The sequence below is a fragment of the Parasphingorhabdus sp. genome (assembly GCF_049667325.1).
In the GTDB taxonomy this organism is placed as follows: Bacteria; Pseudomonadota; Alphaproteobacteria; order Sphingomonadales; family Sphingomonadaceae; genus Parasphingorhabdus.
In genome coordinates, this window is record NZ_JBATHY010000291.1 from 1 (window position 1) to 1648 (window position 1648).

A 1648-nucleotide genomic window follows, 5' to 3' on the forward strand; every position below is an offset into this window, starting at 1 on the left:
CAGCGCGCCGGGCTGCCGATGCCGAAAGTCTATATTGTCGACCAGGCCCAGCCCAACGCCTTTGCCACCGGCCGCGATCCCGAACATTCTGCGGTGGCCGCGACCACTGGTCTGCTCAAAATGCTCAGCCATGACGAGATCGAGGGGGTGATGGCACACGAACTCGGCCATGTGAAGAACCGCGATACGCTGATCATGACCATGGTCGCGACGATTGCCGGTGCGGTGTCGATGCTCGCCAATTTCGGGATGTTTTTCCGCAGCAACCGCGGCATAGCCGGGATCATGGCCGTTCTGATCGCGCCCTTTGCGGCGATGATCGTCCAAATGGCGATCAGCCGCACCCGCGAATTCGGCGCTGATGCCGCCGCCGCGCAGATCAGCGGCAAACCCCTGTCGCTGGCTTCTGCGCTTGGCAAGATTTCCGGCGAAGCGGCCCGCATCCCCAACCCGGTCGCCGAGCGCAACCCGGCAGCGGCCCAGCTTTACATCGTGCCCGCCGGCGTCCGCCAGATGTTCTCCACCCATCCCGCCACCGAAGACCGGATCGCGGCTTTGCAGGAAATAGCGCGTGGCGGCGGTCTGGGAGGCGGCTCCGGCGGCTGGTCCACCCGGCCCGATGAAATTGGCGACATGGGGCGTTTGCGTAAGCCTAGCGCGCTGGATCCGACGAGGTAGGGTTGGCACGCTGATTGCGACAGGGTTTCGGCCCGAATCGTTCGAGAGCTGTTGAACCGATTGCGCGCAAAACCACTAAATTGCTTCGCATGACCCCATTGTGTCGCTAAAGCGACGCGGATGAACCAACCCAACAACGCCATCCCCGGTCTCGCTACGCGCCAGTCCGCCATTCGCCTGCTCGACGCCGTTTGCCGGCGCGGCGAGACGCTGGATCAGGCGATGGCCGCCGCGACCGGAAAATTGTCCAATCCGTCGGACAAGGCGCTGGCCCACAATATTGCCGCCAATGTGCTGCGCTGGATGACCGCGCTCGACGCGATGATCGACAGCGCGACCCGCAACCGGCTTGCCGATGATGCCAAGGCGCGGATGGCGCTGCGCATTGCTTTGGCGCAGGTGCTGATCCTCGACACCCCGCAGCACGCCGCGATTTCCACCGCCTTGCCGCTGGTCCACGGTGGCCCGCGCCGTCTGGTCCACGGCGTGTTCTCAACGGTCATGCGCGGCGTCGAGTCGGGCGCATTGAAACTGCCCGAATTTCCCGAAATTCCGGGCGAAACGCTGGACCGCTGGACTAACAACTGGGGCGAGGATGTCGCCAATGCTGCTTGCCGGGCATGGGCCAAGCCTGCGCCGCTCGACCTCAGCTTCCAATCCGATGACAACGGCACTCTGGAAGGCGAGAAACTGGCCCCGAAACATCTCAGGATGCTTCCAAGTCATCCAATCACCGAGCTCGCCGGATTTGATGACGGCGCTTTCTGGGTACAGGATCTGGCCGCCTCGATTCCGGCGCGCCTGTTCGGGGAAGGCGAGGGCCGGACGATATTCGACCTCTGCGCAGCCCCCGGCGGCAAGACCATGCAGCTGGCCAGTGCCGGCTGGAAAGTCGTGTCGGTCGATAACAACGCCAAAAGAATGGAGCGCTTTCAGGACAATCTCCAGCGCACCAAATTGCAGGCCGAAG

The 1648-nt window shown here is 63.5% G+C and carries 2 protein-coding genes; both read left to right on the forward strand.

The window, feature by feature from the left end; translation table 11 throughout:
- Positions 1-678 (forward strand): M48 family metalloprotease (locus tag WBM93_RS12915; RefSeq protein ID WP_424432273.1); only part of this gene is annotated, 678 nt, incomplete at its 5' end.
- A gap of 120 nt (positions 679-798) precedes the next feature.
- Positions 799-1648 (forward strand): transcription antitermination factor NusB (locus tag WBM93_RS12920; protein WP_424432274.1); only part of this gene is annotated, 850 nt, incomplete at its 3' end.